Genomic DNA, 26739 nt, shown 5'->3' with positions numbered 1-26739 from the left:
CGTACCCAGTTGGTGTGACCGGTGAGGGGCGTGCCGATTTGCTGTCCGGTGCCCGGGTCCCATAGCCGCACCGTCAGGTCGTCGCTGGCGGAGGCGAGGAGAGTGCGGCCGTCGGGCAGCGCAAAGCTAGCCAGAGCGAACACGGTGTCGGTGTGGCCGGTGAGGGTTTGGTGGCTGGTGCCGTTCCAGATGGCGTGGGTGGGGAACCAGGGGCGGTCGGGGAGGAGGCGGGCGGTGTTGTCAGCGAGGGTGTGCGCTTGGGTTTTGCGGGCGGAGATTTCGATCCATTGCAAGCGGATGGTGTGGGTAGTGCCGTGGCCGGTGGCGAGTTCCAACGCGCCGAGGGCAGCGAGCGCCTGGGGGTGGCCAGCCAGATGGTGTCGTTGCCGGAGCAGGGCTGGGATCCCTATGTAGAGGGCGAACTCGGAATCGTAAAGAAGGTCGGGAAGTAGGCCCGCGAGGGCGGCGTGTTCCGGTAGGTGGGCCGAGGCGTAGGCGCTGCTGCCCGGCCAGGTGCGTTGTCCGACCGGGTCGGGGGGCATGAGGGCATCGGCGATGCGCTGGTGGGCGGCGCGGGTGGCGGCGGTGAGGGTGTAGACGAGGTGGCGGAGGTCTTCGTGGTCGCTGTCCGCGAGGGTGGTGCCGGTGGTGAAGTCGCGCAGGCTTTGGTGTCGGGGCAGGTAGAGGTCCGGATCACCACCCTGGCGGACGGCCAGGAAGGGGCGGAAGGCGCCGCGGAGAAGCTGGCGGGTGGCGGGTTCGGGGACGCCGGCCCAGGTGGCGATCGTGCCGGCGGTCTGGGGTTCGCGGATCGCGGTCACCGTGGCCAGTACGGGGAGGCCGTGGGTCTGCCAGGTGTGGTCGCCGAGGTCGGTGTGCCAGCGGTGGAGGTTGTCGGCGTAGTAGCCGGCGAGTCCTTCGGGGAGCTGGTCGATGTCGCCAGGGTTGCGGTTGTGGTCGCGGATCTGGTCGAGGACGGTGAGGGCGTAGATCCACACTCCGCCGGAGCGGTCCAGCAGCGTCCGGCAGAACCGGTCGGCGGGCATCCCCGCTTGGCCCAAGGCGTTGGTGATCAGCGGGTCGTGGGTGGTGACCGCGCTCAGGTAGTCGAGCAGGTCCTGTCGGTTGGTGGTGCTTTCGACGTCGATGCGTTCGACGACGCGTGACCCGGTGGGGAGGGCGATGGTTTTGGGCCGGGTGGTGGCGACGATGACCGTGCCCGGGGGTAGGGCCGGGGGTAGGCCGAGGGGGAGTTCCCCGGCCGGTGGGGGTGGGGCTTCGTCGAGGCCGTCGACGAGGAGGATCACGGGCTGGTCGGGTTCGTCGCGGTCGCGGTCGCGGTTCTTCGCGGCGTCGCAGAGCCGGCCGTAGAGCCAGGCGGTGCTGTCGGCCCTGTCGGGCAGAACCCCGCCGGGGGCGGCGTCTTCGAGTTTCCAGCGGGCGATGAGCTGTGCGGCGAGGTTGAGCCGGGCTGTTTCGGGGGTGTGGCCGTCGGGGAGGCGGGTGAAGTGCGCCGGCCAGACCCGGGTGAACGCCAGGTAGGCCGCCAACGCAGACTTCCCCATCCCCGCCTCCGCCTCCACCAGCAGGTAGCCACCGCGGCGCTGCTGCACACATCGGCCGATGAAGGTGTCGATCTTGCCGATGAGGTCGGTGCGTCCTCGGAACCGGGCGACCGGGTTGGCGGTGTCCGCTGGGTCGGACAGGCGTAGATCCCCAGGCAGGGGGTCGAGATCGATCGTGGCGTGCCGCAGTAGCTGGAACGGGCCGGAGAACCGCTGTTGCAGGACCTGCCCGTAGTTGATTCCAATGGCCTGGCCGTTCGGGGCCGTGACGTGGTCGACCGTAGGCCGGTTCTGATCGTCAGGGGTGGTGTGATCGCGGGTGCTGGGAGTCATCGGCCGGGGTCGTTCCGATGCTGGATGATCTGCCCGTAGTTGACGCCGATGGCCTGCCCCCCGGGCGCGGTCACATTTCCGATCTGGATGCCGCCCGGCGGGATGGTGGCGCTGGTGTGTGCCTGTCCGGTCGTTGCGGGTGCTGGGAACGGTGGCGGGGCTGCCTCTGTGCTGGTGGGGAAGGGTGGGGCGGTGGCTGGTTTCGCCCGTCCACCAGAGACGGCGAGTTCGGCGGTGCGCAGCAGGTCCGTTCGTGCGGTGTCCTGGGGGATACCGAACAGGTCGAGGGAGACGACCTGGCCGAGCAGCCCCGGACGTGGGCAGTCCTCGACGCGGACGACGAGGAGTTTGCGGGTGGCGCCGGTCGGGTCAGAGGCCCAGGCGGCCCGCCATTCAGCGGCGCCGTAGACCGAGCGGGTGTAGGCGTGGGAGAGCACGGCGATCGTGCGTGCTGCGCGGGAGACGCCTTCGTCCATGCCGGTGACCCAGTTCGAGCCGGGCACGAGGTCCCAGGCTTGGATCAAGACCTGGCAGCTGGCCTCTTCCAGCGTCCAGGCGATCCACTCCGCCCATGGCCGGTCGGTCTGGGTGTAGGAGACGAAGAAGTCCCAGCCGTTGCCGTCGTCGCCGGTGCTGTGCGTGTTGCCCCCGTTGCTCACCCGGACAGTGTGCCACCAGGACAGGCCGTGTCAGACCGTGCTGGTACGGAGTGTGCCAGGGCCCGGGCCCTGCCAGCGTCGGGATGGTGGCCGAGGCGCGGGCCCGTGTGCGGCGAGGCTATGTGGGTTGATCCCGGGCGCCTGTTGGGGGTCTTCGCGGGGGCGGAGAGGGAAAAGTTATCAGGTCACTGAGCGCTGTGAGCCGCGATGCGGRCCGCCTCCTGCTCTGCTGGTGYAGGTCACGGAGCTACCGGCGACGGGCGGGGCGCGGGTGGGAGAGCTGGTGCCTATCAGGCGCCGGAGCGGGTTTCGGGCCCGTGCTGGCCGATCTTGCTCGGCATCGTCGCAGGTCGGAGGGCCGATTTGTGCGCCCGGCAGGGATCGAACCTGCGACCCAGTGCTTAGAAGGCACTCGCTCTATCCGCTGAGCTACGGGCGCGTTGCTCCATTGTGGGGTCCGCGGACGGATCCCGGGTGGGATGGACAGTGTCCACCTCATGTCACCTGATGTTGCAGACAGCCCCGGGTCATCGGAGGTAGCGGGCCCGCGTCGGGGTGCGGGCTCACGATCCCACATGCTGCCGCATCGACCGGCGGGTGGCCGGCTGACCGGCCGTCGGTCGAACCTCGTTGTCCGACGGCCGGTCGTTGCAGGGTGTGCTGGTCCCGGCCTGTTTCGGGGCCGGTGTGGCGTGCCTAGCCGGCAACCTTGACCAGGTCGTCGTACTCGGCGTCCGTGAGCGTGACGCCTGCGGCGGCGACGTTCTCCTCCAGGTGGGCGACCGACGAGGTGCCCGGGATCGGCAGCATCACGGGTGACCTGCGCAGCAGCCAGGCGAGCGCGAGCTGCGACGGTGAGCTGCCGTGCCGCTTCGAGGCTTCGTCGAGGACGCCGCCGGGCCGGGCGAGTTCGCCGGTCGCGATCGGGAACCAGGGGATGAACCCGATGCCCTCACGCTCCGCGTAGTCGAGGACGTCCTCGGCGGCGCGGTCGGCGAGGTTGTACCGGTTCTGGACGCTGACGATCTCGGCCAGTGACCGGGTCTGCTTGAGCTCGGCCACGCTGACCTCGGAGACGCCGATGTGGCGGATCTTCCCTTCCTCCTGCAGCGCCCGGAGCTCACCGATTGACTCCTCCACGGGCACCTTCGGGTCGATGCGGTGGAGCTGGTAGAGGTCGATGCGCTCGACGCGGAGGCGCCGCAGCGACATCTCGACCTGCTGGCGCAGGTACTCGGCGCGGCCGACAGCGGTCCACTGGCCCGGCCCCTGGCGGGTGAGCCCGCCCTTGGTCGCGATCACCAGCCCGTCGGGGTACGGGTACAGGGCTTCGGCGATCAGATCTTCGCTGACCTCCGGGCCGTAGGAGTCCGCGGTGTCGATGAAGTTCACCCCGAGATCCACGGCTCGCCGCAGTACGGCGAGTGCCTCGTCCCGGTTGGCGGGTGGGCCCCAGATGCCCGGGCCGGTGATCTGCATGGCGCCGTAGCCGAGCCGGTTCACCTGGAGATCACCACCGAGCAGGAACGTCCCGCTCGCAGCCGCGTTCACGCTTGGGCTAGCCGCTTGTGTCGACATGCAGTGCCTTCCTCCGTCTGTGTGCGGGTGCCGCCGCCGTGCGTCGGCCCGCCAGGCAGCAACCCTGATCCACCGTCCGGATGTTCCCGGGCGTCCCACGGAGTGCGGGCCGCGGGCTGGGGACACCCGGCCGTCGCCCGGAGACCTACCCGGCTGACGCCGACCGCCCGCCTCACAGCCCGGCTGTCGGGACGTCCATCGGCTCCGTGCACGTCGGGTGACCGGTCGAGACAGTGTCGATGCTCGCAGGTGACCGCCGGTGGAGTACGGTCCGTCGCCGTGTTGTGGACAGAACGGAGTTATCCACAGCGGGCGAAGAACCKGTTCCCATCGCGGGGGCGGTGGCGCAAAGTCGTGGCGTGGACGCACGACCGGACTCCGTCGGCCCTCCGCGCCACGTGCGGGGGCGTCTGGTGATCGGCCGGCATCCACTGGACCGTCTCCCTGCCCCCGAGATGTTCTCCAAGGAGCTCAGATGCCCGACAACGCGATCACGCTGATCGGCAACCTCGTCGAGAACCCGGTCCTGCGGATCACCGCGAGCGGCGTCTCCGTCTGTGGTTTCCGCCTGGCGTCGACGCCTCGCCGGTTCGACCGCACCGAGCAGCGGTGGGTCGACGGAAGCACCCTGTATCTGAGGATCTCCTGCTGGCGGCAGCTGGCCGAGAACGTGGCGGCCAGCCTGTCCCGAGGCGACCGTGCCCTGGTCGTCGGCCGGCTGCGGCAGAACAACTTCGAGACGCAGGACGGCGACCGGCGGGTCAGCTACGAGATCGACGCGGAGGCCGTCGCGGCCGAACTCACCTGGCGGCCCGTGGAGGTCCGCAGGACGGCGCGATCGTCGACCACCCCGGCCGACGGGCTGGCAGCGGGGGATCCGTTCGCCGATCCCGGCCCGATCTCCGGCGACCCGTTCAGCGCCGACGGCATCGGGTTCGGCGGGGCCGGGCAGGGCGACGATGACCCGGCGGTGGCGGGCGATGTTCCCCTCGCCGACGACGGCCGCGGAGGTGGCGTTCCGGACGGCCCCGTGGGTTCCGACGCGATGCCGGCCCGCGGCCCGGCCGCGCCCACGTCCGGTGCGGCCCCGGCTGAGAGCAGCCTGCGGTCGGCCCTGACCAGCCCCGGGGCGAGCGCCGTCACCGAAGACATGCTCGGCGCCGACGGTGTCGGCGGCACCCGCGCCGTCGAGCTGGCCGACCAGGGTCTCCGTCTCGTCGAGCTGGGAGCCGACTCCGGCGTCGAGGTGGGTGCAGGGGTCGATGTCGAGGCCGTGCTCGGGGATGGTCCCGGCCGTGCCCTGGTGGCTGAGGCTGTGGCCGTTCCGCGGCTCAGGGCGCTGTTCGACGATGCGCTGCGGTCCGTCGAGCCGCTGCACCAGTCCAGGAGCGAGGCCGCGCAGCGGCTGTCGACTCGGGCGGCGCCGGGCCCGTTCCACCTGGTGCCGCGGGCCAACCGGGCCGTGGGGGAGCGCCCCATCGGGCTCGCGGACGTCGTGGGTGAGCGCCGCCTGCGTGGACTGGGAGGCGCCACCGGCTGAGGGGAGGGCGAGTCGGAACAAGCCTGCCCGAGTTTCCGGCCGGTGCCGGCAGTCACGCGGCCAGCACTCCGCGAAGCAGCCGGCATGGGGTGATCGCGGGCCTGGCCTGGGCAGGCTGGTTGTCGATGGTGGGGCCACACCGACCGACATGCTGTGACCGATGGGGCCACCTGCATCATCGGCGTCGGACCCGCTCGGTACCGTGCCGAGGGTGAGCAGGGCGAACGAAGCCGGTGGCGGCGCGGGTTCGGCACTGGACGACCTGTCCGGTGAGGCCGGCGGCGAGGTCCCGCGGCAGGAGGCAACCGGCCGGCCGGTGTCCCAGGCCAGCACCGGCCCCAGCGTCGAGGCCAGTGTTGACGTTGGGGCTGGCCCCGAGGTCTCCGCGGCCGGGCGGATGTTCGGCGGGGTGCGGAGACGGGCCCTGGGGGTCAGCGCCGCCGGCCGGTACGTGGCGGTGCTCGCGGTCCTCAGCGCCGCGGCGGCCGTCGTCCTGCGGCACCACCTGTTTCCCTACCTGTCGGTCAACAACGACGAGGTCATCTACCTCACCCAGGCCCGCGCGCTGGCAGGCGGCCACCTGTTCCCCACGGCGCCGGACCCGGCCGCGTCCTACGCGCCGTGGCTGGCCGCAGTGTCGGACGGCCACTTCGTGCTGAAGTACACGCCGTTCGTGCCGGCGCTGTTCGCGCTGGGACTGGTGGTGGCCGGCAGCATCTCCCCGGTGCTGGCGGTCATCGCGGCGGCCGTGGTGATCGTCACCTACCTGCTCGGCGTCGAGCTGGCCGGTGATCGCAGGGTTGCGGCGCTGGCGGCGACGCTGATGGCGTTCTCGCCGCTGGTGATCATCGAGAGTGCGCTGGTGCTGAGCTACCTGCCGGTGCTCGTCCTRCTGCAGCTGACGTTCCTCGGCCTGCTCCGGGGATTGCGCCGCGAGGGGCGCGGGCAGGGTGCGTTCGCGCTGGCCGGGGCGGGGCTCGCGGTCGGTGTGGCGGCGGCGGTGCGTCCGTACGACGTGGTGCTGCTGCTCGCGCCGGTGGCGGTCTGGGCCGGTGTGACGGCGCGCCGCGCCGGACGTCTCGGGTGGGCGGTGCGGTGGACGGCGATGGGGCTGGTCCTGCCCGCCGGGATTCTGCTGGCGTACAACGCGGCGGCGACGGGCAGTCCGTTCCAGCTGCCGTTCGCGCTGCTGGAGCCGGATGACAAGCTCGGCTTCGGCCGGCGCCGGCTCTACCCGTCCGACGGGGGGCACGACTTCGGGCTCGGCGACGGGCTGGCCTCGGTCGGTGACCATCTGTGGCTGCTCGGGGGCTGGGCCTGCGGGGGGGTGCTGCTCGCGGTCGCCGCGGGCGTCGCGGCCGCGCGGCGCAGGTTCGATGGGCCGGCCTGYGCGCTGGGGCTGGGGACGCTGCTGTTCCTGGTCGGCTACCTCGGGTTCTGGGGGGCGTGGAACGCGGCGGAACTGTGGGGCGGGATCCGCTATGTCGGGCCGTTCTACATGATCCCGGTGCTGATCGGCCTGGTGCACCTGGGTGCCCGGGGGGTGGCCGATCTGGCGCGCTGGTCGCGGCGTCGGGCGGCGTGGGCATGCACGGGGGCGGGCAGCGCGGGGGTCCTCGGGCTGACGACGTTCATCCTGGTCGGGGCGGTCGACGCGAACGCGGCGATGACCGGTCACGACCGTGATCTCGCCGGGATGCTGCACGGCCTGCCGGGCCGGTCGCTGGTGCTGGTGGCGGCCAGTCCGCCCTACCTGGGGCATCCGAGCGCGGTGACCGCGAACGGTCCGGACCTGCGCGGCGTGGACGGGACCAGCGACCTGCTGTTCGCGGTCTCCCGCGGGGTGGCGGATCTGACCGTTGTCGCCGACCACCCCGATCGGACGCCGTACCTGCTGCGGATGCCGGCCGCGTACAACCGCTCGCCGGGGTCGGTGACCCGCTCACGGGTGGATGCGCTGACGCTGGCCACCGGGCGGACGGCGGAGGTCGAGGTCACGGTCGACGCCCCGCCGGCCGGGACGCGGTCGGCCCAGCTGCTGGTCGAGGCGGGCGGCACCCGGCTGGCCTACCGGGTCTCGGTGGACGGCCCGTCCCGCGCCCGGCTGATCGTCGACGGGGATGGCGTCGACGCCGGCGACGTCGTCGACGCGGTGACCTTCAGCGGCGGGGAGGCGCGGGGCGCGCCCACCGGCCGGGACCCCGGCGATCCGCTCGCCGCCCCGAAGATCACCCGGGTGCCGGGTGCCGGGAGGTCGATCACGGTGTCGCTGGTGGTCACGCCCGCGTCCGGGGGCCGTGCCCGGACCGTCGACCGGCAGGTGCTTCCGGTGCTGGTCGAGCGCGGCGGTGACGTGGCGGTGCTGGCGCCGAGCGCCCACGTCGACGAGGTCGGCGAGGGCCGCCGCCTGCCGATCCGGATCACCCTGTCCTGAGACGTCCGTCCTGAGACGTCGGCGCCGGAGGTGATCCAGCCCGTCCGACGAACGCAGGCCGTCCGACACAGCCTGTCCGACACAGCCTGTCCGACGAACGCGGGCCGTCTGGTCGCCGGCGGTCTAGTCGACGCGGTGGATCGGGGGCGGGGAGTAGGCGCCGGTGAGCACCTCGTCGCCCGGCCGGTAGATCCGCAGGATGAGCCGGAAGTCCTCCCGGGCGGCCGGCAGCCAGTTCGCCGCCGGGGCTGACGACGGCGGCGACGGGACGTCGCTCTGGATCAGCACCGGGACCGACCCGTCGGGGTCGCGGACGAGGTCGTCCTGGCTGTTGATCGAATAGCGGTGCAGGGGGTTGTCCACGAGATAGCCGTCCGGCTCGTCGTACATGGCGAGGGTCCAGAAGGCACCCACCGGCGGTGGCAGCAGCCGCAGCCGGTAGTTGTGGGCGCCGGTGAGGCGGTGGCCGTCGACGTCCACCGCGCAGTGGGCGGCCGTCGCCTCGTAGGCGTGGACGAGGCCCAGCGGCCGGCGGGCCGCCATCGCGCGGGCGATGCGGGCCTGAGCCCGGTCGGGCATCTCCCAGGCGCGGTCGTCGAGGACGCCGGGACCAGCCCGGTCCAGGTTGAAGTCGGCTTCGTGCAGCGTGCTGACCCAGCCCCGGTGGGCGCGGCGGCCGGCGTCGGCGAGCCGTTCCAGCTCGTCGCGCCCGGTCCGCAGGCCGCTGCGCAGCGACCAGGCGAGCGGCGGGTCCGGGTCGATGTACGGGGACGGGTCGGACAGCAGGCCGAGGGTCTCGAACCGGCGGGCGTAGTCCTGTTCCAGCCGGGACGGGGGGAAGGCACGCATCCAGGTCCGGAACTCCTCCCAGAAGCGCAGGTCGTCGCAGACCTGCTTGGAACGGTCCGGCGGGCCTTCGGGCTGGCGGGCGTTCGGGTCGACCGGCCGCAGGGTCAGYTGGTCCTGCAGGGCGCGGACGGTGGGCAGATCGTCGGGTCCCCGGTAGGCGAAGTGGGCGACGATGCTGAGGACCCGCGCCGGCGCCTCGATCACCACGCTCACCCCAGCCCCAGCCCCAGCCCCAGCCCCAGCTCCGGCGGTGTCGCTGTCGCCGAGGACGCCGCCGGGCGGGAGGAGCAGGACCTCGCCACCCTCGTCGCCGGTGGCGCGGCTGCCCAGGTAGGCGAACGTGTTCAGCCACGGGTCGTAGAACGCGAGGCGGTGGTAGCGCCCGCCGGTGGGCGGGACGTGCAGCAGCACCGGGCCCGCACTGAGATCGACCTGGGCGGACGAGAACAGGATGTCGGGGTTGACGTTCAGGAACGACGAGTCCGGCCCGGGTGGGTCGGTCTGGTGCGCGAAGGCGTTGAAACCGGCCGGCCGGATCGGACCGCTGCCCTCGTGAGCGGTCCGGATCATCTGCCGGATCGCACAGACAATGGGGTAGCCGAAGCTGAACGCCTCGGCGGCGAGCCCGACCCGCTGGTCATCCGCGCGCATGTCGCCTCCCGGGTGCGGGTGGCCTGGCACTGGTGTGTGTGCTGACAGTGTTCATCCGACTTCGGGTCGTACCCGCTCGGGATTCGTCCGAACGCGGCCCGGCGGGATCGGCCGGATCGGCTGGATCGGCCCGCGGGCGGGTGCGGGATCGCCGCCGTCCGGTACCTGGGCAGCATGCCCTAGGGTTGACACATGGCGCAGTACGTCTTCCAGATGCGCAAGGCCCGCAAGGCCCACGGCGACAAGGTGATCCTCGACGACGTCACCCTGTCGTTCCTGCCCGGCGCGAAAATCGGCGTCGTCGGTCCGAACGGCGCCGGGAAGTCGTCGCTGCTCAAGATCATGGCCGGGCTCGACCATCCGAGCAACGGTGATGCGATCCTGAGCCCCGGCTACACCGTCGGGATGCTGGCGCAGGAACCTCGGCTCGACGAGACGAAGGACGTCCGCGGCAACGTCGAGGACGGTGTCCGCGAGATCCGCGAGATCCTCGCCCGGTACGAGGCGATCAACGAGAAGATGTCCGCGCCGGACGCGGACTTCGACACACTGCTCGCCGACCAGGCGACACTGATCGACAAGATCGAGGCGGCGAACGCCTGGGAGCTCGACAGCCAGATCGACCAGGCGATGGACGCGCTGCGGCTGCCGCCCGGCGACGCGGACGTCGCAGCGCTGTCCGGTGGTGAGCGGCGCCGGGTGGCGCTGTGCAAGCTGCTGCTGGAGGCGCCCGACCTGCTGCTGCTCGACGAGCCGACGAACCACCTGGACGCCGAGAGCGTCGCGTGGCTGGAGCAGCACCTGGCCCGGTACGCCGGGGCGGTGCTCGCTGTCACGCACGACCGGTACTTCCTGGACAACGTGGCCGGCTGGATCCTCGAGCTCGACCGCGGCCGTGCGCACCCCTACGAGGGGAACTACTCCACCTACCTGGAGAACAAGGCGGCCCGGCTGAAGGTCGAGGGGCGGAAGGACGACAAACGGCGGCGGATGCTCGCCCAGGAGCTCGAGTGGGTCCGCTCGAACCCGAAGGCACGGCAGGCCAAGAGCAAGTCGCGGCTGTCCCGCTACGAGGAGATGGCGGCGGAGGCGGACAAGGCCCGTCCGCGGGACTTCGAGGAGATCCAGATCCCGCCGGGCCCGCGCCTGGGCAGCCTGGTCATCGAGGCGAAGAAGCTGGCCAAGGGCTACGGCGAGCGGGTTCTCATCGACGACCTGTCGTTCAGCCTGCCCCGCGGTGGCATCGTCGGCGTGATCGGCCCGAACGGCGTCGGCAAGACCACGATGTTCACGATGCTCGTCGGTGACGCGACGCCGGACGGCGGCCAGCTGCAGATCGGTGAGACCGTCGACATCGCCTACGTCGACCAGGGCCGTTCCGGGCTCGACGGGAAGAAGAACGTCTGGGAGGTCGTCTCGGACGGGCTGGACCACATCGTGGTCGGCCGGACGGACATCCCGAGCCGGGCGTACGTGTCGTCGTTCGGGTTCAAGGGGCCGGACCAGCAGAAGCCCGTCGGGGTCCTCTCCGGCGGTGAGCGCAACCGGCTCAACCTCGCGCTGACCCTCAAGCGCGGCGGCAACGTCCTGCTGCTCGACGAGCCGACGAACGACCTGGACGTCGAGACGCTGCGGTCGCTGGAGGACGCGCTGCTGGAGTTCCCCGGCTGCGCGGTGGTCATCTCCCACGACCGGTGGTTCCTCGACCGGGTGTCGACGCACATCCTCGCCTGGGAGGGCACCGAGGCCGACCCGGCGCGGTGGTTCTGGTACGAGGGCAACTTCGCCGACTACGAGGCCAACAAGATCGAGCGGCTCGGCCCGGACGCCGCCCGCCCGCACCGGGTGACCTACCGCAAGCTCACCCGCGACTGATCTGCCGACGGCGCCCGCGCGACCCGCGCGGCCTCCGTCGGCCTCACACAACCAACGGAGCCGCCCCGGCCGATCGGCCGGGGCGGCTCCGTTGGTTGTGATCTCTCTCGTCGGCCGGGTCAGCCGGGGCGGTTCTGCAGGGAGTTGGCGGCGCCCAGCAGGTAGTCCCAGAGCTGGGTGTGCAGTTCGGGGGGGAGGTCCAGGCTGTCGACCGCGGACTTCATGATCCGGATCCAGGCGTCCCGCTCGGCCGGGCCGATCGCGAACGGCATGTGCCGCATCCGCAGGCGGGGGTGGCCCCGCTGCTCGCTGTAGGTGGTGGGCCCGCCCCAGTACTGGATGAGGAACATCCGTAGGCGTTCCTCAGCGGCGGCGAGTTCGTCCTCCGGGTACAGCGGGCGCAGCACAGGGTCGTTGGCCACACCCTCGTAGAACCGCGCCACCAGCGTCCGGAACGTCGCCTCGCCGCCGACGGCCTCGTAGAAGTCCGCGCGTGGGCGCGCGGGAGACGGTTGGTTCACGCCTCCATTCTGCGCCACCGGACGGCGCTCTCCCGACCCGAGGCCGGACCTCTTTTCCGGCCCCGCCCGGCCGAGGGCGGGACGTTCCCGAGCCGTCCAGGTGAGCGGGCGGCCGGCGGTGGACGTCCCGCGGCGGACACCCCACCGGGCCGGGTCAACCCGAACGGGGGATGACCCAGACGGTGGTGTCCGGCGGTAGTACGAGGGTCGCACCGTCGTAGCCGACCGGGCTGCTGGCCAGGACGAGGCGCCCGGCGAGCGCCAGGTGGACCTCCTCCTCGGTGGACATCACACAGGTCAGCGCCGGCCCGCCCGGCGCCCCCGAACCCGCGGAGCCGCCCGCACCCGCGGAGCCGCCCTGGCCGACGTTCGCGCCGGCGTCCGCGCCAGGGGGGTCCGGTTCGGTGGTGCGGTCGAAGGCGAGGCAGCTGGTGGGCAGGCCGTCGCGCCAGCGGAAGCCGGGCCGGGGGGCGTCCGGGTCGCCCGGGTCGCCGAGGAACGGCAGTGCCCGGCGCAGCGCCAGCGCCCCGCGGACGAGGACCCGCGTCGACATCGGGTCGACGGACTGGGCGGCGGCGGTCAGGTCACCCCAGTCCGCCGGCTGGGGGAGCCAGGGCTCCGTCCCGTCGTCGGTGAAGCCGTACGGCGGCTTCTGCCCGGACCACGGCATGGGCACGCGGGTGCCGTCCCGGCCGGCCGCGGTGTGGCCGGAGCGTTCCCAGATCGGGTCGCGGCGCTGCTCCGGCGGGACGTCGACCTGCGGCAGGCCGAGCTCGTCGCCCTGGTAGAGATAGGCCGTCCCGGGCAGCGCCAGCAGCGCGAGCAGGGCCGCCCGGGCGCGGCGCAGGCCGACATCACCGCCGCCGTAGCGGCCGGTCGGCCGGACGACGTCGTGGTTGGCGAGCACCCAGGTCGGCAGGGCGCCGACGGCGGCGGTCGCGGCCCGGGCGGCGTCGATCGCGCTGCGCCACGCCGGTGCCGAGAACGGCGCGAACAGCAGCGAGAACGTGAACGTCAGATGCAGCTCGTCCGGGCGGACGTAGCGGGCGAGGCGCTCCGGGTCGGCGACCCAGGTCTCGCCGACGAGCATCCGCGCCCGCCCGTCCCGGCGGTCGTACTCGTCCAGGAGCGCCCGCCACTCGCGGTAGATCTCGTGCACGCCGTCCTGATCCCACGAGTACGGCTCAAGCACCTCCCGGAACCCGGCGTCGACCTGGTCGGGCGTGGGGTGGTCCGCGGCCGCGGTGTCCGGGTCGGGGTGGTCACGCAGCGCCTCGTCCTTGATCAGGCCGTGCGAGACGTCGATGCGGAAGCCGTCGACGCCGCGGTCGAGCCAGAACCGCAGGATCTCGCGGTGCTCCGCACGGACCCGCGGGTGCCGCCAGTTCCAGTCGGGCTGCTCCCGGGCGAACAGGTGCAGGTACCACTGGCCGTCCGGGACGCGGGTCCAGGCCGGTCCGCCGAACACCGACATCCAGTTGTTCGGCGGCCGGGCGCCGCCGGGCCCGCGCCCGTCCCGAAACAGGTAGAGCTCGCGTTCGGGGGAGCCGGGCCCGGCGGCCAGCGCCGCCTGGAAGGCCGGATGCTCGCTGCTGGAGTGGTTCGGGACAAGGTCGACGACGACCTTCAGCCCGGCGGTGTGGGCGTCCGCCAGCAGCGCGTCGAGGTCGGCGAGGGTGCCGAACATCGGGTCGACGTCGGTGTGGTCGGCGACGTCGTAGCCGTGGTCGGCCATGGGGGAGCGGTAGAACGGGCTGATCCAGACGCCGTCGACGCCGAGGTCGGCGAGGTCGGGCAGCCGGCGGCGGATGCCTTCGAGATCACCGACGCCGTCACCGTCGGTGTCGGCGAAGCTGCGGATGTAGACCTCGTACATCACGGCGTCGCGCCACCAGGGCGCGGCACCGCCGCCGGGCTGGCGGAGCGTTGCGCCCGTAGGGATGCCGGCCGGGGCAGGCGGGTCCGCGGGGTCGGTGGCAACGGGATCCATGGCGGTATCAAACCCGTTCCACCTGCACGAAGTAAACGGATGACACCGTTACTGACGGTGTCCACCGTGCGGCTCGACGGGCGCGATATCCGACTAGCGAACTACACTCCGCTAGTGGATGACGTCACTGTCCGTTATGGCACGCTTCCTGGGGGTGGATGTGACCCGGTGGCCAAACGTCCCCACGGTCCTCACGGCAGGCGGTGGGCAGCGGTGACCGGCCTCAGCTCGGCGGCCGGCACCAGTTCGGCAGCGGGCCTTCGTCCGCCTCCCGGCAACGAGCCGCCTCCCGGCAACGAGCCGCCTCCCGGTAGCGAGCCGCGGGCTGGCAGCGAGCCTCGGGCCGGCGCCGCCCCCGCGACGGGCGCCGCCTACAGGCCCGAGGGCTGGGCCGCGACCACGGCCTCGGTCGGACGGGCCATCGTCCGGGAGCTGACCGCCGCTCGGCGGCGCCGCTCACACGTCTCCGCGGGGACGACACTCGACCAGTTCTCCTTTCTCGCGGATGCCAGCCTCGTCCTGAGCAGCTCGCTCGACCCGCAGCGGATCATGGAGATGATCGCGGCGCTGGCGGTGCCCCGGCTGGGCACGGGAGCGGTCGTCTGGTTGCGCGGCGACGGCGACGCGATCCGGATGGCCGGCTCGTCCTTCCTCGATGCGAAGGCCGCGGACTTCCTCCGGGCCGCTGTCCAGCTCCGGCCGCCGACACTCGACCAGAACATGCCGCCGGGCATCGTCGTGCGCACCGGCCAGTCGCACTACATCCCGTGTTACACGGAGCGCGTCGCCCGGGAACTGTTCGTCGGCTCGGCCTATGAGACGTTCTGGGAGCTCCCCTCCGGCCCGACGATCACCGTGCCGATGTGTGCCCGCGGGCATGTGCTGGGAGCCCTGTCCGTCGGCCGCAACGGCCTGCACGAGTTCACGGCGCTGGACGTCCACCTGGTCGAGGAGCTGGCCCGGCGCGGCGGGGCCGCCCTCGACAACGCGCAGCTGTTCCAGGAGGTCGAGGAGTCCGCGCTGACGCTGCAGCGGTCGATGCTGCCCGCGCACCCGCCGGCCCTCGACGGCATGGAGATCGMGATGGAGTACCGGCCGGGCACGGCCGGCACCGAGGTCGGCGGGGACTTCTACGACGTCATCGGGCTGCCCGGCGGTCGGGTCGGCGTCGCCATCGGCGACGTGATGGGCCGGGGCCTGCACGCCGCCGCGGTGATGGGCCAGCTCCGGGCCGCCCTGCGGGCCTACGCGCTGGAGGACTGGGGACCCGCGGAGCTGCTAGCCCGGCTGGACCGGGTCGTCGACTCGCTGCCGGGGCTGCAGATGGCCACCTCGATGTACGCGGTGTACGACCCGTACTCGGGCCGCGCGACGATCGCCAGCGCCGGCCACCCGCCGCCGCTGCTGGTGCTGCCGGACGAGCAGCCGGACTATCTGGTTCTCGAACCCGGCCTCCCACTCGGTACGGGGGAGAAGGACCAGTTCTCGGAGACGACGGTCGCGCTGCCACCCGGCTCGGCACTGGTGATGTTCACCGACGGGCTGGTCGAGTCGCGCCGCCGCCCGGTGGCCGACGGTCTGGAGCACCTCCGGTCGGGCCTGGCCGAACAGATCACCCGTCCGCGGGCCGCGCGCGACCTCGACGGGGCGTGTGACGCGCCCGACGCGGCCGCAGCGCCCGCCGCCCTGTCGTCCGCCGCCCCGTCGGCTGCCGCGCCGTCGGCTGCCGCGCCGTCAGCCGGCCTCTCCCCGGCGCAGCCGCCGACCGGGCCGTCGGTGGCCACGCCGGAGCGGCGGATCCGGGAGCGCCGGTCCGGCCGGGACCGCCGCGGTGGCTACCGCAGACCACGAACGAGCGGCGACCGCCGCCGGACCGGCGGGTTCGCCGCCCGCAGCTGGTCCGGCCCGGACGCGGTGACCTGCGACGGCCCCGGCCCCATCCAGGAGACCGCGCGCACGCTTCTCGAGCGCTGCCTGCTCGCGGCCGACCTCCCGCCCCGCACGGACGACGACATCGCGCTGCTGGTCCTGGTGACCCGGCCGGTCCGGCCGCCGCTGCTGGAGCTCGCACTGCCGGCGGTGGGGTCGTCCGCCAGCCACGCCCGCGTGGCGGTGCGGGGCGCGCTGCACGACGCCGGGATCGGCTCCCTCGACGACGCCATCCTGCTGGTCAGCGAGGTGGTCACCAACGCGGTCCTGCACGCGCGCAGCGATCTGGTGCTGCGGGCGACTCTCGAGCCCGGGCGGCTGCGGATCAGCGTCGAGGACAGGGAGGGCTCGGTGCTGCCCCGGCCCGGTGACGAGTCCACCGACCAGATGGATGCCGAGCACGGCTGGGGCCTGCTGCTCGTGGAGGCACTCGCGCAGGCCTGGGGCGTGGAGACGACCCCGGACGGCAAGCGGGTCTGGTTCGAGATGGAGGTGCCGGGCGGCGATCATCCCTGAGGCAGGGCGGTGGACGTCTCGTGGGGGTGCGACGTCCCGTGGGGGTGCGGCGCCTCGTGCGGCCGTTCCGGGGACCCGGTGGGTGCTGCCCCGCTCTCGGCGTGGCGGACGATCGTGCGGAGCATGCCGCCGAAGACCACCGAGTGGAACGGGCTGACGGCCTTCCAGTAGAGGTGCCCGGGCAGCCCGTGGGGCAGGAACAGCGCCCGCTGCCGGTAGACCACCCGCCGCCGGCCACCGGCACCGCTTTCGGGGCTGCCGCCCTCAGCGCCGCCGCCCCCCGGTTCGGTGCCCCCCGGTTCGCTGCCGTCCGGGTCGACGCGCAGCTCCAGCCAGGCCTGGCCGGGCAGCTTCATCTCGGCCCGCAGGCGTAGCAGCCGGCCGGGCACCAGCTCCTCGACCCGCCACAGGTCGATCGCCTCGCCGGTGCGCAGCCGGTGCGGGTCCCGACGGCCGCGGTGGTGCCCGACCCCGCCGGCGAGGATGTCGAGCCAGCCGCGGGCGGACCAGGCCAGCGGCCAGCTGTACCAGCCGTTCTCGCCGCCGATGCCCTCGATGACGGCCCACAGGCGGCCGGCCGGGGCGTCGACCGCCCGCGACCGTTCGTCGGTGTACAGCGACGAGCCGGCCCAGACCGGGTCGGTCACCACCGGTTCGCCGGGTGGTGCCGGGCGGGATGTGCCCGGGTCGCCGCAGAGGCGGGCGAGGACCTCCGGGAACGGCGTGGTGATCGGGCTGCCTGGCCAGACCGCCGTCGACCAGCGGGTCTCCACCGCCCGGTCGCGCACCCGGGCGAGCGCGTAGGCCACCGAGGTGTCGAACGGGACGAGCCCGTCGGGCGGGTCCGGCACCCAGGAGGCGATGTCGTGCTCGGCGGCGACGACCTCCGTGCGCAGCGAACGGACGAGCGGGCGCGCGATGGCCCGCGGAACCGGCGTGACCAGCCCGACCCAGTGCGACGACAGGCCGGGGGAGAGCACGGGAACAGGGATGATGACCCGCCGGCGCAGGCCCTCGACGGCGGCGAAGCGCTGCATCATCTCGGCGTAGGTGAGGATGTCCGGCCCGCCGATGTCGAACGAGCGGTGCGTCCCGGCGGGCAGGTCCAGGCAGCCGACCAGGTAGTACAGGACGTCCCGGACGGCGATCGGCTGGATGCGGGTGCGCACCCACCGCGGGGTGACCATGACCGGCAGCCGCTCGGTGAGGTGACGCAGCATCTCGAACGACGCGCTGCCGCTGCCGATGATGACCGCCGCGCGCAGGACGACCGTCGGCACGCCGGAGTCGAGCAGGACCCGCGCCACCTCCTGGCGGGACGCCAGGTGCTCCGACACCCCGGCGCCGGACGCCGGGCTCAGACCGCCCAGGTACACCAGCCGGCCGACTCCGGCATTCCGGGCGGCGTCGGCGAAGGCGCGGGCGGCGGCGCGGTCGACGGAGGAGAAGTCGCCGCCGCTGTCGATCGAGTGGATCAGGTAGTAGGCGGTGTCGACGCCGTCCAGCGCACGACGCAGCGCGGCCGGGTCGAGGGCGTCGGCGCGGACCACCTCGACATCGGGATGGTGCGCCCAGCTGACCTCGGCCAGCCGGGCCGGGTCGCGGGTCATGCACCGGACCTGGTGGCCGGTGCCCAGCAGACGGGGAGCCAGCCGGCCGCCGATGTAGCCCGTGGCGCCGGTGACGAGTATGCGCATCCGCGGTTCCTGCCCCGCCGCGTGGCCGGCTACCGCCCGGGAGGCGGCCACACGGCGGGCTCAGGCCTGGTCAGGCCCTGGTCAGGCCTTGGTCAGACGCAACTCAGGCGCTGGCGGCCTCCGAGATGTCCGGCACGGTGCTCAGGTAGCGGGACCACCGCGGGTCCATCCTGCGGGACCCCAGAATGCGCCAGGCGGCTCCGCTCGGCGCTCGGGGTGCCGTGCGAAGCCGCCAACCGAGATCGGCAACCGCTCGGTCGGCTTTGACATGGTTGCAGCGGCCGCAGGCCGCCACGACGTTCTCCCATACATGCGGCCCGCCCCGTGAGCGAGGGATGACATGGTCCAGCGACGTTGCTGGGGCGTTGCAGTAGACACACCGGTGATGGTCGCGTGCCAGCACACCCTTGCGGGTGAGTGGAACCTGTGAACGGTAGGGCACGCGCACGAACCGTGCTAACCGGACGACGATCGGAACCTCGACCGAGCTCGTCGTCGAACGCAGTACCTGACCGGCGGCCTCGACCATCACGGCCTTGTCGGTCAGAACCAGCACCAGTGCTCTTCTTTGTGACACCACGCACAGAGGCTCGTACGTGGCATTGAGAACCAGCGCCTCTGCCACGCGCCGACCTCCTGCCCACCCGAGGGCCCTTGCGGACCGTCCTACCCAGCGTCTCCGGTGACAATGGACAGTCAACCTTCTTCTGCCGCGGAACGCGAGCCTGTTTGCATGGTCATCCGCCCGAGCAAAGCGCCGATGTGMATATCCGGGCGGGTTTGTGACCAACAACAAGCCCATCGGGTGATGTGTCGTGACCGTTTGGGCACACCGAGTGGCGAGAGGTCGGGCGTGTCCGTCCGTGGTCGGTGTCGGGGTCCTCGGCCGTCCGCGTGGGCGATGGGTGACACTGTCAAGGTCGACTCGGCGGGTGCGTGCCGGCGGCTGAGCTTGTTCCGTGACGGCGCCTGTCCGGCTGCCGTCTCGCGGCGGGGTGCGTCCCGTGGCGGTTCGGGCCGGCCGGGGTGCCGCCCGCCGGGGGGTGGGGTGCCGGCTCGGCAGGTGCCGCCGGCGCGGGGGCGCCCACGGCGTCCGCGGTGCCCCTGGTGCCCGCGGCGGCGGCGACATCGCGGTGTCCGCGGCGCCGATCCGGCGTCGATCTGACGAAGAGACCTGTTACGGAGGATGGCCGACGTTGTGTCCATCTAGTGTTTCCGGCCCGATGCGTGCCGCGTCGGGCTGTTCCCGGTGGGAGTGTCACGTACCGTCGCGGGGGTGGGGCTGCCCGTGGTAGCCCAGCCGGTGATCCCGATGCTCGGTGCTCTCCTGACCCCGAGCGCCGCCCCCACCACCCCGGCCCCCGGCGGTTCCCCGACCCCGATCCCCTCGGTGTCGCTGTCGCCAGACGCGACGATGGATCCGATCGTCTCGATCGAGGGTGTCGCCAACGCGCTGCGGGACGCCTGCGGCCTGGACGCCAGCATCACCTGTCGCACTGTCTACAACCTCACGCACAGTAACAATCTTGCGTCGGGCGCCGAGGTGTTCCTCGGTACTCCCGTCAAGATTGTGCTGATTCTGCTGATCGCTGCGGTGGTGCGGGCGCTGCTGCACAGATTCATCCGGCGGGCTACTGGCCGCGCCGCCTCCGGGCGCAGCGGTGGGCCGTTGCGCGGCCTGCGCTCCAACACGCTGCTCGGCGCGTTCGGTGATCCGACCGTGCTGCTGGAACGGCGTCGCCAGCGCGCTGGAACCGTCGGTTCCCTGCTGCGCAGCGTGACGTCCATCATTATTTTCGGACTCGCTTTTCTGACGATCCTCGGCGAGATCGGGCTGAATCTCGCACCGATCGTCGCCAGCGCCGGTGTCCTCGGCATCGCGGTCGGTTTCGGCGCGCAGAATCTGGTGCGCGACTTCCTGTCGGGAACGTTCATGCTGCTGGAGGACCAGTACGGCGTCGGTGACGTGATCGATGTCGGGCCGGTCTCCGGCACCGTCGAGGCCGTGAGCCTGCGCATGACCAGATTGCGCGACGTCGAGGGAACGGTCTGGTATGTCCGCAACGGTGAGATCACCCGGGTCGGGAACAAGAGCCAGCAGTGGGCCCGCGCCGTTCTCGACGTCCCGCTCGACTACGACACCGAGGTCGCGGCGGCCAAGCGCATCCTGGTCACCACCGCCGACGAGCTGTGGAAGGACGACAAGTGGACGAGCCTCATCCTGTCCGAACCCGAGGTCTGGGGCATGGAGACGATGACGGCCGACGGGTACACGCTGCGCATCGCGATCAAGACCCAGCCGCTCAAGCAGTGGGATGTGGCGCGCGAGCTGCGTGAGCGCGTCCGGTCGTCGCTGAGCACGGCGGGGATCGATCTGGGCACCGTGCAGCGCAGCGAGGTCGTCATGGTCGACGACGACGACGATCAGCCCGGCGAGGCGGAGGACGAGACCGGCGGCGTCCCGAGCCAGCCCGGTGGGGCGGGCCAGGGCGCCGGCGAGCAGTCGGCGCCGCGCATCGACCCACCCGCGCCAGCTCCGTCCTCGGCCGGTGTGTCGTCGGCCGGTGCTTCCTCGGGCTCCGGCAGCGCACTGGGGGGAGGCGCCGGTTCGCGCTGATCGGGCCTGGTTCGGGCGGGTGCGGGCGGCCTGTCTGAAGCTGGGCTGAGGATCCCGCAAGGTCTTGCTGAGACGGGCCCCCGGAGCCTGGAACTGTCGGGGGCAGCAGGCAGACTGGGGCCGTGCGGGTACTGGTTGTGGATGACGACGACGCCGTCCGGGAGTCGTTGGAGCGGTCGCTCCGTTTCGAGGGGTACGAGGTGCGCACCGCCACCGACGGTGTCGACGCTCTCGACGTCGTGAGCCGGGAGCAGCTGGACATCGTCGTGCTCGACGTGATGATGCCGCGTATGGACGGGCTGGAGACCTGTCGTCGGCTGCGGGCACGCGGCAACGACGTGCCCGTCCTGATGCTCACGGCCCGCGACGGGCTCGCCGACCGCGTCAGCGGTCTCGACGTCGGCGCTGACGACTACCTCGTCAAGCCGTTCGCGCTGGAGGAGTTGTTCGCCCGGCTGCGGGCGCTGACCCGGCGGGCTGCGCTGGCAGCCCGCGCCGGCGCGGCCCGGGGTCCGGGCCACGGCCCCGGCCAGGCGGACGACGGCACCGCCAACGAGCTGTTGTACGCGGATGTCCGGCTCGACCCGGTGAGCCGCCAGGTGCTGCGGGGCGCCCGCGAGCTGACGCTGACCAAGACCGAGTTCGAGCTGCTCGAGCTGTTCCTCAGCCATCCGCGGCAGGTCCTCTCCCGATCGACGATCATGGAGAAGGTCTGGGGTTACGACTTCGGTCCGTCCTCGAACTCGCTGGAGGTGTTCGTGAGCTACCTGCGGCGCAAGCTCGAGGCCGACGGCGAGCCCCGGCTGCTGCACACCGTCCGTGGTGTCGGCTACGTCCTGCGTGAGCTTCCTGCTGACCGGGCATGAACGCCGGGCCGCTCCGGGTGATCAGGCCGACCCGGGAGCCGAGGCCTGGCCGGGCGTGATCGGTACGGACGGGCAGGCCAACGCCGAGGCCCAGGGGCGGCGGGTGGGGCGGGCCGCCCGGTCGGTTCCGGCGGCCCGCTGGGCGGGGCTGCGACCCAGCCTCACCCTGCGCGCCCGGATGGCGCTGCTGGCGGGTGTCGCCGTCGCCGCGGCCGTCGCGGTGGTCGTCAGCGTCGCCCTCGGCGTCACCCGGATCGTGCTCAACCAGGCGATCGACGACCAGCTGGTCGAACAGGCCCGGGCTTCGGCCGGGAACCTGCAGGCCAGCGAGATCAGTGTGCGGGCACTGAACTTCGGGATGGAGGTGCAGTTCCTCGACGCCCAGGGCGTGCCGTTGGAGAGCGCCTTCCCGTCGCTGGAGAAGTTCGCGATCCCGGTCGACGTCCAGGACACCGAGGTGGCTCGGGGGCTGCGCACGAAGAACCTGCACACGGTCACCGTCGACGGCGCACGCTACCGGGTCGCCACCGTGCCGCTGCGCTACCCGCCGCCGCTCACCGGCACCGGCGCCCTTCAGTTCGCCCGGCCCACCGCGGACGTCGACCGCACGCTGCGCGACCTCGGCCTGGTGCTGTTCGTCGTCGGCCTGGTCGGCGTCGTCGGCTCGGTGATCGCGGGGCGGCTCGTCGCCCGGGGCTCGCTGAAACCCGTCGATGCGGCCGCGGCGGCGGCGGAGGAGGTCGCGCGGACCCAGGATCTCTCCGCGCTCATCCCCGTCACCGGCTCCGACGAGATCGCCCGGCTCGCCACCAGCCTCAACAGCATGCTGCGGGCACTGGAGGCGTCGCGGCTGCGGCAGCGCCAGCTCGTCGACGACGCCGCCCACGAGCTGCGCACGCCGCTGACCAGCCTGCGAACCAACATCGAGCTGCTGCTGAGGGCCGAGACGTCGACGAACCGGGCGCTGCCCACCGCCGACCGGGAGGCGCTGCTGCGCGACGTCGACGCCCAGATGCGCGAGCTGACCCACCTCGTCACCGAGGTCATCGAGCTGGCGCGGGACGAGGCCCCGACCGAGGAGGTGGAGCGGCTCGACCTGGCCCAGGTGGTGCGCTCCGCGGCGGAACGGGCCCGGCGGCGGGCGAAGGGCCGCAACATCCGCATCGAGGTGAACGCGGAGCCGTGCCTGGTCGACGGGCGGCCCAACCTGCTGGAACGCGCGGTCACCAACCTGCTCGACAACGCCGTCAAGTTCGGCCCCGAGTCGTCGACAGTGCAGGTGGCCTGCCGCGCCGGCGAGGTGACCGTCGCCGATGAGGGCCCCGGCATCGCGCCGGGTGACCGGGCGAGGGTGTTCGAGCGCTTCTACCGGGCGACCTCGGCGCGCGGCAAGCCCGGCTCCGGGCTCGGCCTGGCGATCGTGGCGGACGCGGTGGCGATGCACGGCGGAACGGTCCAGGCCCAGGAGACGCCGGGCGGCGGGGCACTCCTGCGGCTGACCCTGCCGCTCGCCCCCGGCACACCCAGCTGGCCCGATGCCGGTGAGAGCGATCCTTCCGCACCCGACTCGCCCTGGCGGCGCCCGACGTCCCCCGCCGATGCGTCGGATCCGGGGCACCCCCGGCCTGGCTCCTCGCCCGGTTCTCCGACGGTCTCCGCGGGGCGGTCCGCGGGCGACGGCGGCGGCCCGGTGCCTACCACACGGGGCCGAAAGGCCGACGGGTCCGGGGGGTCACGAACCCGGCCGGGGGAGCGGGCAGTATCGGGCCCGTGACGTCCGCGACCGAAGACCCACAGCACCCCGCCGGCTCCCGCCAGCCCGCCCCGCCCGCCGGCTCCGCAGGAGCGGGCCAGCCGTCCGCCGGAGCCTGGGCGCAGCTCGGTGATCTTGCGGAGCTCGCCGCGGAGTTCGGTGTCGCGACGTCCTACGAGGGCCAGGACGGCGGGCTGGTCACGGTCACCCCCGAGGCGGTCCGGGCTGTGCTCGACCTGCTCGGCGTCGACCCCGCTGATCCGGCGCGGGCGCTCGCCGACGCCCGGGACGCACGCTGGCGGCGGGCGCTGCCGAGCTGCGCCGTGCTCCGCGCCGCCGCCCCGGCCCCGGTCGAGGCGCACGTGCCGGCCGACGCTCCGGCGCCATCCGCGAATGTGGAGCTTGCGGACGGCGGCACCGTTCCCGCCGCGGTCCGACTGACCGGTGCCGAGGAGGTTGTCGACGGCCGGCTGGTGCGGGCCGCCGCCGTCGACGTYCCGGCAGACCTGCCGCTGGGTGACCACCGCCTGCTGCTGCGCGCCGGTGCCACCGTGGCGCGGTGCCCGCTGATCGTCGTGCCGGACGCGGTGCCGGACGTCCTGCGGGACGGGGCCGGGGACCGGCGCGCCTGGGGCTGGATGATCCAGCTCTACGCACTCGCCTCCGCGGGATCCTGGGCGATCGGCGACTACGCCGACCTTGCGATGATCGCACAGTGGTCCGGTCGGGACGGCGCGGATGTCCTGCTGGTGAACCCGCTGCATGCGGCGGCGCCGACGTTCCCCGTCGAGCCGTCGCCCTACTCGCCGTCGAGCCGCCGGTTCGTCTCGCCGCTGTACCTGCGTCCCGAACTGCTCCCGGAGTACGTCCACGCCTCCGCCGGGGTGCGGGCCGAGGTCGACGGGCTCGCGGAGCGGGCCCGCCGTGAGGGCATCCGCGACGGTCTGATCGACCGGGACGCGGTGTGGCGGGCGAAGCTGCCGGCGCTGGAACTGCTGTTCACCGACCACCATGAGCCCGACGACGGGGCCACCGCCGCGCCGGCCCGCGGCAGCGGCCCGGACGGGGGACTTGCCGACTTCGCGCTCTGGTGCGCCCTGGCCGAGCTGCACGGGCGGGACTGGCGCACCTGGCCGGAGGAGCTGCGCGACCCGGCCGGACCCGCCGTCGAGGTGGCCCGCGCCGAGCTCGCCACCCGCGTCGCGTTCCACGCCTGGCTGCAGCGGCGGTGCGACGACCAGCTGGCCGCCGCGCAGGCAACGGCCCGGGCGGCGGGGATGCGGGTCGGCATCGTCCACGATCTCGCGGTGGGCGTCGAGCCCGGCGGGGCCGATGCCTGGGCGATGCGCGGCGTGCTGGCCACCGGTGCCTCGGTGGGCGCGCCACCGGACGGGTTCAACCAGCAGGGCCAGGACTGGGGTCTGCCCCCGTGGCGGCCGACCGTGCTGGCGGAGAGCGGCTACGCCGCCTTCCGGGCGATGGTCCGCGCGGTCCTCGCGCGGGGCGGCGGGGTACGGGTGGATCACATCCTCGGCCTGTTCCGGCTGTGGTGGGTGYCGGGCGGTGCCGGCGCCGCCGCCGGAACGTTCGTCCGGTACGACGCGGCGGCGATGCTGGGGCTGCTCGCGCTGGAGGCCCGCCACGCCGGCGCCCTGATCGTCGGCGAGGACCTCGGCACCGTCGAGGACTCGGTGGCCGTGGCACTCGACCAGGCCGGGATCTTCGGGTCGTCCGTCCTGTGGTTCGAGCGGTCCGACGACGGGGCGCCGCGCCATCCCGGCGAGTACCGGGTCCGGTCCATGGCCAGCGTCACCACGCACGACCTGCCGACCGCCGCCGGGTTCCTCGACGGCGAGCATGTGCGCGTGCGGGAAGAGCTCGGGCTGCTCGCCCGGTCGGGAGCGCAGGAGCGGGCGGCCTGGCTGGCCGAACGTGCCGACCTCCTGCGCCTGCTTGCCGACGAGGGCCTCCTCACGGCCGCCTCCGCAGACGCAGACGCAGACGCAGACGTAGACGCAGAGACGGCGGAGGTGGCGGAGGTGGGTGCGGTGCGGGCCAGGGATCTGCTCGCGCCCGCGGTGCGGGACGAGGCGGCGTTCGGGCTCCATGCGCTTCTCGGGCTGTCACGGGCCCGGGTGGTGCTGCTCGCCCCCGGGGACGCGTTCGGTGACCCCCGCCAGCCGAACCTGCCGGGCACGGTCGACAGCTACCCGAACTGGCGGCTGCCGGTCGTCGACGGGGCGGGTGAACGAGTCACCGTCGAGCGGCTGCTCACCGACCCGCGGCCACGGCGCCTCATCGCGGCCCTCGGGGAACTCGGGGAGCCCGGGGGGCTCGGGGGGCTCGGGCCCGGGTCGCCCGAGCAGGGCGGGCCGCGTGCTGCCGACCCGGAGGCGGGCCCCACTCCCCGGCGCCCCTGAACCGCTGTGGTGCCTGTCGCGGCGACGAGGCCGGGCCGGTCGGCGGCGGAGGCGAGCTACCTCGCACCCCTGGGAACGGACGGTGACACCGGTTCCCGGTACCCTTCCGATCGTGATTCCACGTCGTCCGCGCCGTACGTCTCGGCGGTCGGTCGCGGCCGGCGGCCTGTCCTCGACCTCCCGGTCGGGCCGACGGGTCGCCGCGCGCCGCGCGCTCACCGTCGCCGCGTTGTCCCTGTTCACGGTGCCCTTCCTGGCGGTCTCCGCGTCCGCACAGGATGTGGGGACCACCTACGACCCCGACCCGCTGTCGGCCGTCCATGCCTGGACGATCTACGGCGGCACGGTCGTCGGCGGTTTCCTGCTGGCGTACATTCTCACCGCGCTGACGAGCCGCCTGAGCCGTCCGTCGCGCTACCGCCCGGGTCAGCCGTGGGAGCACGACACGACCTGGATCGGCGAGAAGCCGGAAGACCTTGACGAGAAGCGCTCGGGGGCCGCGCCGGGCGCGGGTGGTGCCAGTGGCAGCTGGTGAGGCCTTCACCCCCGAGCAGACCGACCGGCTCGAACGGGCCCGGCTCGCCGCGCAGAACTCCAGCGGCATCCGGTTCGCCGTCCGGGTCGGCCCGCTCGACGGCGATCCGGAGCTCGCCGCCGAACGGCTGCTGGGGAGCCTCGCCGACCTCGACCTTGACCGCGACGAGGCCGTGCTGATCGCGGTCTCCCCGGGCCAGCGGTTCGTCCGGGTGGTCACCACCCCGGTCGCGAAGAAGCGCGTCAGCGATGCGGCGGCCGGCCTGGCCACCCTGGCGATGACGTCCAGCTTCGCTCTCGGCGACCTCGTCGGAGGGGTGATCACCGGGCTGCGGCAGCTCGCCGACGCGGCTGGCGCCCCGTCGATGCACGCGGCCACCCGCCGCTGAGTCGCGGCGGCCCTGACCGCGAC

General features: G+C 73.0%; 18 protein-coding genes and 1 tRNA gene. 10 read left to right on the top strand and 9 right to left on the bottom strand.

Annotated features, from left to right (window positions below):
- From CC117_RS15230 to CC117_RS15215, 4 genes are all read right to left on the bottom strand, one after another.
- A partial coding sequence (locus CC117_RS15230) for an ATP-binding protein (protein ID WP_241830121.1) occupies window positions 1–1898 on the bottom strand: 1898 nt, incomplete at its 3' end.
- Window positions 1895–2557 (bottom strand): toll/interleukin-1 receptor domain-containing protein, encoded by a 663-nt coding sequence (locus CC117_RS15225; RefSeq protein WP_071084646.1) that lies wholly within the window; start codon window positions 2555–2557, stop codon window positions 1895–1897. The genes CC117_RS15230 and CC117_RS15225, both read right to left, overlap by 4 nt.
- A 366-nt stretch (window positions 2558–2923) precedes the next feature.
- A tRNA-Arg gene (locus tag CC117_RS15220) sits at window positions 2924–2996 on the bottom strand.
- A gap of 257 nt (window positions 2997–3253) precedes the next feature.
- Window positions 3254–4135, bottom strand: coding sequence for an aldo/keto reductase (locus CC117_RS15215; protein ID WP_071084644.1), 882 nt, complete (start codon window positions 4133–4135; stop codon window positions 3254–3256).
- A 475-nt stretch (window positions 4136–4610) separates the two neighbouring features.
- Between CC117_RS15215 and ssb the strand changes: the two genes are divergently transcribed.
- Window positions 4611–5675: a single-stranded DNA-binding protein gene (gene ssb / locus CC117_RS39055; protein WP_084132161.1), complete on the top strand. Its 1065-nt coding sequence runs from the start codon at window positions 4611–4613 to the stop codon at window positions 5673–5675.
- A gap of 160 nt (window positions 5676–5835) precedes the next feature.
- Complete coding sequence (locus CC117_RS15205; protein ID WP_071084642.1) at window positions 5836–8109, top strand: phospholipid carrier-dependent glycosyltransferase; 2274 nt, start codon at window positions 5836–5838, stop codon at window positions 8107–8109.
- 123 nt (window positions 8110–8232) lie between these two features.
- Here the strand turns inward: CC117_RS15205 and CC117_RS15200 are convergent, their stop codons facing one another.
- Window positions 8233–9609 (bottom strand): DUF1254 domain-containing protein, encoded by a 1377-nt coding sequence (locus CC117_RS15200; protein WP_071084640.1) that lies wholly within the window; start codon window positions 9607–9609, stop codon window positions 8233–8235.
- A 192-nt stretch (window positions 9610–9801) separates the two neighbouring features.
- Between CC117_RS15200 and ettA the strand changes: the two genes are divergently transcribed.
- Window positions 9802–11484, top strand: a complete 1683-nt coding sequence (ettA, locus tag CC117_RS15195) for an energy-dependent translational throttle protein EttA (RefSeq protein ID WP_071084638.1) — start codon at window positions 9802–9804, stop codon at window positions 11482–11484.
- Window positions 11485–11603: 119 nt separating this feature from the next.
- On the opposite strand, the gene CC117_RS15190 is transcribed toward ettA, so the two are convergent.
- Both CC117_RS15190 and CC117_RS15185 read right to left on the bottom strand, forming a co-directional pair.
- A complete protein-coding gene (locus CC117_RS15190) occupies window positions 11604–12023 on the bottom strand; it encodes a globin (protein WP_071084635.1) in 420 nt (139 codons plus the stop codon).
- A 136-nt stretch (window positions 12024–12159) separates the two neighbouring features.
- On the bottom strand, window positions 12160–13995 hold the full coding sequence (locus CC117_RS15185) for a glycoside hydrolase family 13 protein (RefSeq protein ID WP_084132158.1): 1836 nt from the start codon (window positions 13993–13995) through the stop codon (window positions 12160–12162).
- Between the two features lie 213 nt (window positions 13996–14208).
- Between CC117_RS15185 and CC117_RS15180 the strand changes: the two genes are divergently transcribed.
- Complete coding sequence (locus CC117_RS15180; protein ID WP_071084633.1) at window positions 14209–16440, top strand: ATP-binding SpoIIE family protein phosphatase; 2232 nt, start codon at window positions 14209–14211, stop codon at window positions 16438–16440.
- Here the strand turns inward: CC117_RS15180 and CC117_RS15175 are convergent.
- Window positions 16431–18137 (bottom strand): SDR family oxidoreductase, encoded by a 1707-nt coding sequence (locus CC117_RS15175; RefSeq protein WP_071084631.1) that lies wholly within the window; start codon window positions 18135–18137, stop codon window positions 16431–16433. The two genes, CC117_RS15180 and CC117_RS15175, sit on opposite strands and share 10 nt — an antisense overlap.
- A 103-nt stretch (window positions 18138–18240) precedes the next feature.
- Window positions 18241–18762: an HNH endonuclease gene (locus CC117_RS15170; protein ID WP_026310564.1), complete on the bottom strand. Its 522-nt coding sequence runs from the start codon at window positions 18760–18762 to the stop codon at window positions 18241–18243.
- Window positions 18763–19449: 687 nt separating this feature from the next.
- On the opposite strand from CC117_RS15170, the gene CC117_RS15165 reads away from it, so the two are divergent.
- From CC117_RS15165 to CC117_RS15140, 6 genes are all read left to right on the top strand, one after another.
- A complete protein-coding gene (locus tag CC117_RS15165; RefSeq protein WP_084132164.1) occupies window positions 19450–20754 on the top strand; it encodes a mechanosensitive ion channel family protein in 1305 nt (434 codons plus the stop codon).
- A gap of 122 nt (window positions 20755–20876) precedes the next feature.
- The gene (locus CC117_RS15160) at window positions 20877–21620 is read left to right on the top strand and encodes a response regulator transcription factor (RefSeq protein ID WP_071084627.1); all 744 of its coding nucleotides are present in this window, start codon (window positions 20877–20879) and stop codon (window positions 21618–21620) included.
- Window positions 21595–23394, top strand: a complete 1800-nt coding sequence (locus CC117_RS15155; RefSeq protein WP_071084625.1) for a sensor histidine kinase — start codon at window positions 21595–21597, stop codon at window positions 23392–23394. The genes CC117_RS15160 and CC117_RS15155 overlap by 26 nt, the downstream gene beginning before the upstream one ends.
- Entirely contained in the window at window positions 23391–25793 is a 2403-nt protein-coding gene (gene malQ, locus CC117_RS15150; protein WP_071084623.1) for a 4-alpha-glucanotransferase, read from the top strand. Before CC117_RS15155 ends, malQ begins: the two co-directional genes overlap by 4 nt.
- Before the next feature lie 82 nt (window positions 25794–25875).
- Window positions 25876–26328 (top strand): hypothetical protein, encoded by a 453-nt coding sequence (locus tag CC117_RS15145; protein WP_071084621.1) that lies wholly within the window; start codon window positions 25876–25878, stop codon window positions 26326–26328.
- Window positions 26315–26716 carry a DUF5130 family protein gene (locus tag CC117_RS15140; protein ID WP_071084619.1) on the top strand — a complete coding sequence of 134 codons (402 nt, stop codon included), beginning with the start codon at window positions 26315–26317 and terminating at the stop codon, window positions 26714–26716. Before CC117_RS15145 ends, CC117_RS15140 begins: the two co-directional genes overlap by 14 nt.
- The last annotated feature ends 23 nt before the right edge of the window (window positions 26717–26739 follow it).

Origin of the sequence: Parafrankia colletiae, assembly GCF_001854655.1 — a bacterium.
In the GTDB taxonomy this organism is placed as follows: domain Bacteria; phylum Actinomycetota; class Actinomycetes; order Frankiales; family Frankiaceae; genus Parafrankia; species Parafrankia colletiae.
The sequence above is the reverse complement of the archived record's forward strand: the minus strand, read 5'-3'. Positions and strand labels throughout refer to the sequence as shown.

Excerpts from the sequence above, each read along its gene's own strand:
- CC117_RS15215 (WP_071084644.1), bottom strand. The coding sequence starts at position 4,135 with ATGTCGACACAAGCGGCTAGCCCAAGCGTGAACGCGGCTGCGAGCGGG.
- ssb (WP_084132161.1), top strand. The coding sequence starts at position 4,611 with ATGCCCGACAACGCGATCACGCTGATCGGCAACCTCGTCGAGAACCCG.
- ettA (WP_071084638.1), top strand. The coding sequence starts at position 9,802 with ATGGCGCAGTACGTCTTCCAGATGCGCAAGGCCCGCAAGGCCCACGGC.
- CC117_RS15185 (WP_084132158.1), bottom strand. The coding sequence starts at position 13,995 with ATGGATCCCGTTGCCACCGACCCCGCGGACCCGCCTGCCCCGGCCGGC.
- CC117_RS15175 (WP_071084631.1), bottom strand. The coding sequence starts at position 18,137 with ATGCGCATACTCGTCACCGGCGCCACGGGCTACATCGGCGGCCGGCTG.
- CC117_RS15165 (WP_084132164.1), top strand. The coding sequence starts at position 19,450 with ATGCTCGGTGCTCTCCTGACCCCGAGCGCCGCCCCCACCACCCCGGCC.